Source organism: Paraconexibacter sp., from assembly GCF_041602235.1.
In the GTDB taxonomy this organism is placed as follows: domain Bacteria; phylum Actinomycetota; class Thermoleophilia; order Solirubrobacterales; family Solirubrobacteraceae; genus Paraconexibacter.
Window position 1 is genome coordinate 1 of record NZ_JBFIGP010000232.1, and the last position, 6,122, is coordinate 6,122.

Genomic DNA, 6,122 nt, shown 5'->3' on the forward strand with positions numbered 1-6,122 from the left:
CCAGGCCAGCGCCTGACCGTAGTGGCGTGCCCGCTCGCGGAGTCGTCCCTCCCGACGGCAGAGCTCGGCGAGCGCCAGGGGCTCGGCGCGCGCTAGCGCCCGCGCGGTGCGCAGCGCGGCCACCGCGGCATCGACGTCGCCTGCCAGCTGGGCGGCGTGCGCCACGGTGCCGGCCAGTTCCCGCCGTGCCGCGTCCGGCAGGTCGGGCAGGTGCCGCGCGCTGTCCATCGCGAGCCGGAAGAACTGCATCGCTTCGACGGGCGCGCCGTTGTCCAGCGCCCGGCGACCGGCCGCGGTCGAGGACTCCCAGGCCCGGTCCCACCGCTGGGCCGCGTGCTCGTGGACCGCCAGCAGCTCGGCCTCGGCCTCGGAGCCGTCACCGCGTAGCCCGACGGTGCGCAGCAGGTCCGCCGCGCGGGCGTGGAGGGTCCGCCGCAGCCGGAACGGCAGGGCGTTGTAGGCCGCGTCGCGCAGCAGCGCGTGCCGGAAGCGCAGGCGCCCCTGGCCCTCCTCCACCAGGAAGGCGTCGAGCCGGCGGATCCGCTCGTGGACGAGGGCCGGATCGTCGTCGACGAGCGCCTCGAGCAAGGGGACCGAGACGGACACGCCGAGGATCGACGCCTCGCGCAGCACCGCCCGGTCGGCCGGGTCGAGCTGGTCGATGCGGGCGCCGATCAAGCCCTCCAGAGTGTCCGGCATCTCCGCGGTGTCGCCGCCGGCTCGGACGGCGACGAGCAGCTCGTTGAGGAACAGCGGGTTCCCGCCACCGCGGTCGAGCAAGCGGGTCATCGCCTCCTGGCCGAGCGCATCCCCCTCCGGGAGCGAGGCGATCAGCAGCTGACGCGCCTGGGCCTGGTCCAGGGGAACGAGCTCGATCACGGTGCTGCTCGGCAGCCCCGCGAGCGTGAGGCGCGGCGTTCCCGGCCGCCGCGTCAGGAGCACCATGCGCGGTCCGTTGCGCAACACCCGGAGCAGGAACGCGAGCAGGTCGGCGGACGCCTCGTCGAGCCAGTGGGCGTCCTCCAGCAGCAGCAGGGCCGGCTCAGCGCCGAGGAGCGACTGCAGGAGCCGGCTGGTCACGGCGTGCAGACGGGCACGAGCGAACTCCGGCGCGAGCGCTGCGGTGCGCTCCGTCGCCTCGAGCCGCAGCCCGAGCGGGATGCCGAGCAGCGGAAGCCACTCCTCGAGCTCCGGCAGATCCTGGGCGACCGTGGCGCGCAGCACCGACTCGGTCTCCTCGTCCGGCCCTTCGGGCGGCAGGCCCAGGAGGTCTCGTAGCGCGGGCCGTACCGCGAAGTAGGGGCTGTAGATGCCGTAGGGACCGGCGGCGATCGTCACCACGCGGAAGCCGCGAGCCTCGGCGAGCGTCGCCTGCACCAGCCGGCTCTTGCCGATGCCGGGCTCCCCGACCAGCTCCACGCCCGCCGGCCGGCCCGCGCTCGCCTCCCCGAGCGCCGCGACGAGCGTCGCGAGCTCGGTCTCGCGCCCGATCAGCGGGACGTCCTCCACGAGCGCCGGAGCGCGTTCGCCCACCGGGGCGCCGACCACCGCGGCGTGCAGCGGGTCACGCTTGCCCTTCACCGAGAACGGTGGGAGGGGGTCGAGCGCGAACAGCAGGCGCGTCCGGTCCAGGACGGTGGTGGTCGCCAGGACGCCGGACACCGGCGCCTTGCCCATGACCCGCGCCGCGGTGTTCGTCGCGTCGCCCATCACCGTCCACGTCCGCCGCCACGACGTGCCGACGTCCCCGACGTAGGCGCGGCCGCGGTGCACGCCCACGCGGATCGCCAGCGGACTCGCGAGATCCACGACGCTCCGGGCCACGTGGAGCATGTTGTCCTCGTCGAACTCGGTTGCCCGGGGGGCGCCCGCGACGAGGATGATCTTGCCCGCGTCGCGGTCGACGTCGGTGCTCACGAGCGTCACGCCGTACTCGCCGCACTGGTGCTGGACGCGGTCCACGAGATCGTCGAGGGCCTCGCCGAGCCGGTCCGCGCCGCCGTCGCCGATCACCGCGTCGCTCCCGCGGAACTGCACGAACCCGATCGTCACCAGACGGTGCTCGGCCTCACGTCCGCGAGCCGCCTCCTCCTCGGGGCCGGACGCCGGGCGCAGCGGTGGGCGCGGCGCGAGTCCGAGCTGCGCGAGCGAGCCGCGCAGCAGCGGGCCCCCGACGCCGTCGCTCTCCACCCGCCGGCCGACGGCCGCGCTCGGCAGCGCAGCGGCGGTGGCGTCGGAGATCACCACCTCGCCCGCGCTCGCCATGCCCTCCAGGGCGCAGGTCAGCGAGGCGGTCGGTCCGGCAACGACCAGCGTCGGAGGCCCGCGCCCCACGACGAACAGGTCGACGGGACCGGAGGCGACGCCGGCGCTGACCCGCAGCGAGACGCGCCCGGCGTCGGTGAGGAAGTTGCGGAACGGTCGCATCCCGGCCTGGATCCGCAGGGCGGCGGCCGCCGCCCTCGCCTCGTGGCCGTCGTCGGTGAAGAGCGTCAGCAGTGCGTCGCCCCCGAACGTCAGGACGTCACCGCCCCAGGCGCGGAGGTCGTCCAGCATGCCCCCGAAGACCGTTCCGACGATCTCCGTGAGCTCCTCCGCCCCGATCGGGCCGCGCGCGGCGAGCCGCTCGGACAGCTTGGTGAAGCCGCTGACGTCGACCATCAGCAGGCTGCCGTCGACCGCGCGGTGCTGCCGCTGCGCGCCGTCCGTCGGCCACCGCTGGATGATCTCCGGGCGGTACGGGTCCCCGTGCACGCCGTCCATTCTTCCTGGGACGGCGGGGCTTGTGGAAACGATGTGCGACGTCAGGCGAGCATGTCGCGCAGCCGGCCGGGCTCCCGGACCGGCTCGCGGCAGGCGAAGCGCTCGCAGACGTAGGCCGTGGCCGCCCCGTCGAGGACGCGGCGGTCGCGCAGCAGCGGCACGCTGCGCGCCTGCGGCCCGGACGGATCGCCGTCACCGACCGCGAGGACGACGTCGGGGCGGTACCGCTCCCGCACGACGCCGGTGAGCGCGGCGACCGCGTCCGCCGGTCCGACGATCGCGACCTCTCGCACCGGGTGGGTGTGGAAGTGCAGCGCCTGGAGCAGGTGGCCGAAGGCCGCCGGGTGCTGCGGGGCGACGGTGTGCAGGAGGGCGAGGTGTCCCACCGCGGCCGCCTCGTAGCGGTGCTCGCCGGTCATCGCGGCGAGCCGAAGCAGGCCGAAGGTCGCGGCGGACCCGCCGGCCGGGATGGGGGCGTCCTCGAGATCCTTGCGTCGGGCGACGAGGGCCTCGTGGTCGTCGGCCACGCTGAAGAACCCGCCGCGCTCCGCGTCGACGAACCGGTCCAGCAGCACGTCGGCGAGCCCCCGGGCGGCGTCGAAGAACCGCGGTTCGCCGCCCGCCTCGTACAACGTCAGCAGCGCCTCGAGCAGGAACGCGTGATCCTCGAGGTACGCGCGGTACCTCGCGCGACCGCGGCTGTAGGTCCGCAGCAGGCGGCCCTCGTCGTCCACCAGCACACGCAGGACGAAGTCGGCGGTCTCCCTCGCCGCCGACAGGAGGTCCTCACGCCCCAGGACCGCGCCGGCCTCCGCCAGCGCGGAGATCATCAGGGCGTTCCACGCCGTCAGTCGCTTGTCGTCCAGTCCGGGCCGCACGCGGTCCGATCGCGCCTCCAGCAGCTTCGCCCGGATGCGCGCACGCACGCGGGCCTCCGGCTCCGGACCCCTGGACTCGAGGACGTTGCGGCCCGTCAGCTCCGGGTGGTGCGGGTCGACGAAGTTCCCCCGCTCCGTCGCACCGAGCCAGGCGATGCCCTCCTCGGCGTCGTCCCCGAGGGCGTCCCGCAGCTCCGCCACCGTCCAGACGTAGAACGTGCCCTCGCGGCCGTCGCTGTCCGCGTCCAGGGCGGCGTGGAACCCCCCGTCGTCGGCCCGCATCTCCCGCAGCGCCCAGTCGAGCGTCTCCTCGCACGTGCGGCGCAGGAGATCGTCGCCGGTCACCTGCCAGGCGTGCAGGTAGCACCGCGCGAGCAGCGCGTTGTCGTAGAGCATCTTCTCGAAGTGGGGAACCGTCCAGGAGCGGTCGACGCTGTAGCGCGCGAAGCCCCCGCCGATCTGGTCGTTGATGCCGCCGCCGGCCATCGCCTTGAGCGTGTAGACGCTCATCGTCGTCTCGCCCAGACGCAGCAGCAGCTCGATCGTCGACGCGGACGGGAACTTCGGGGCCGACCCCCAGCCGCCCTCGACGCTGTCGAAGGTCTCGCGCAGGCGCGCCACGACGCCGTCGAGGGCCTCGGGGCCGATCGGATCGGCGGACGGCGCCAGGAACGCGCCGCCGGAGATCCGCGACACCATGCGCTGAGCCTGCTCGTCGATCTCGTCGCGCTTGGTGGCCCAGATCTCCGCGATCGCCTCCAGCACCTGGACCCAGCCGGGCATCTCGCCGCGAGGCTCGGGCGGGAAGTAGGTCCCGCCGTAGAACGGCACGTGCTCGGGGGTCAGGAAGACGTTGAGCGGCCAGCCGCCGTGCCCCGTCATCGCCTGCACCGCGTCCATGTAGATCGCGTCGACGTCCGGCCGCTCCTCGCGGTCCACCTTCACGCACACGAAGTGGCGGTTCATCACCTCGGCGATCCGCGCGTCCTCGAAGCACTCGTGCGCCATGACGTGGCACCAGTGGCAGGCGCTGTAGCCGATGGACAGCAGGAGCGGGCGCTGCTCCTCCCGCGCCCGCCGCCACGCCTCCTCACCCCACGGGAGCCAGTCGACAGGGTTGTCGCGGTGCTGGAGGAGGTACGGCGAGGTCTCGTGCTGGAGGGCGTTGGGCACGGCTCGCAGCGTCGCAGGTCGGAGGGCGAGCCTGCCGGAGACGTGCCGGGGACCTCAGCGAGCGAGCCCGCCCAGCGGCCGGGCCTTCCGGGGCAGCGGACCGACCGGTCCGTCCGCCGCGACCGCCCCGGCCGACGCCGCGGTGGCCTTCGCCTTGACGCTCACCTTCCTGCCGCCGAGGCGCCCGCGCACGCGGCCCGACGAGCTCACCGTCACCCTCCCGCGTGCCGCCGCCGAGCCGCTGACGGTGAACTTCGCCGTGCCGCGGTCCGGCAGGTAGCCGGTGATCCTCACGCCCGGCACGTACTCGATCCCCCGGAACCGCGTTCCCGCCAGCGTCACCTGGGCGTACCCGCCGCGAAGACCGCCGGTCTGCGAGCCGGGCAGGAGACCGGTTCCGGCAGCCAGCGCATCGCCGATGAACTGCCGTCGCACGTCGGTCATCGAGGCGATGAGCGCGTTGACCGTGCGGGTGGCCTTCGTGCGACCCGTGACGCGACGCAACCGCGTCGGCGGCGTCGGGGTCGGGACGAAGGGATTGGAGATCCTCGGACACGCGGAGACCCGCGACCCGCCGAGGAACGTGGTGACGGCGCGCGCAGCGCAGTCGCGCGGCTCGCTGCCCAGCACCGAGTGGCCCGCGAACGGCACCTTCAGGACCTGCGCGCCGGGAATCCCCGCGGCGACGGCCTGGCCCGTGAGCAGCGGCGTACGGAGGTCGGTGGAGCCCTCGAGGACCAGCGTCCTGACCGCAGGGACCGCTCCCCCCGGAACCGGCGTGGCGGAGGCGACCGGCCAGCTCGCGCACGGCACGATCATCTCCGCGTTGAGCGCCACGGTGCGGCTGAACGGCGCGTAGTTCCGGGTCGGCAGCGCCGCGATCGCGGCGCGGGCCTGGGAGATCCGGGTCGAGCGGGACGCGAAGCGGTCACCGGGGAAGAACGACTCCTCGCACCGTGTCGCGAGGAACAGCGCGTCGTTGTCCGGGAGCGACAGCTGCTGCGTCGCAACCCCGGTCAGGCCCTGTGCCCGCACGGCGAGCCGCGTCAGCGGGGTCCGGTCGCCGTCCAGGAACGCGCGCATGGAGCCCGGGAGCTCCGCGCGCAGCGTGGGGTTGAGATCCCCGGCGAGCAGCACGTCGAACAGGTCCTGCTCCCCGATCCGGAAGGTCACGCGGCTACCGTCCGGCGCGGTGACCCGGCCCTTCACGCGGCCCTTGGCGAGCTTGCGCGCCGTCCGGCTGAGGATCCTGGTGACCGACTGGCGCAGTCCCCGGCAGGCCGATCCCGAGCACAGCTCGCGCAGCAC

3 protein-coding genes are annotated in these 6,122 nt (G+C 74.3%); all 3 read right to left on the reverse strand.

Annotated features, from left to right (window positions below; all coding sequences use genetic code 11):
* Positions 1-2,754, reverse strand: a 2,754-nt coding sequence (locus tag ABYE80_RS15770) for an AAA family ATPase (protein ID WP_372791256.1), incomplete at its 3' end; no start/stop codon positions are given.
* Between the two features lie 50 nt (positions 2,755-2,804).
* Positions 2,805-4,814 carry a thioredoxin domain-containing protein gene (locus ABYE80_RS15775; RefSeq protein ID WP_372791257.1) on the reverse strand — a complete coding sequence of 670 codons (2,010 nt, stop codon included), beginning with the start codon at positions 4,812-4,814 and terminating at the stop codon, positions 2,805-2,807.
* Positions 4,815-4,868: 54 nt separating this feature from the next.
* Positions 4,869-6,122 (reverse strand): alpha/beta hydrolase (locus ABYE80_RS15780; protein ID WP_372791258.1); only part of this gene is annotated, 1,254 nt, incomplete at its 5' end.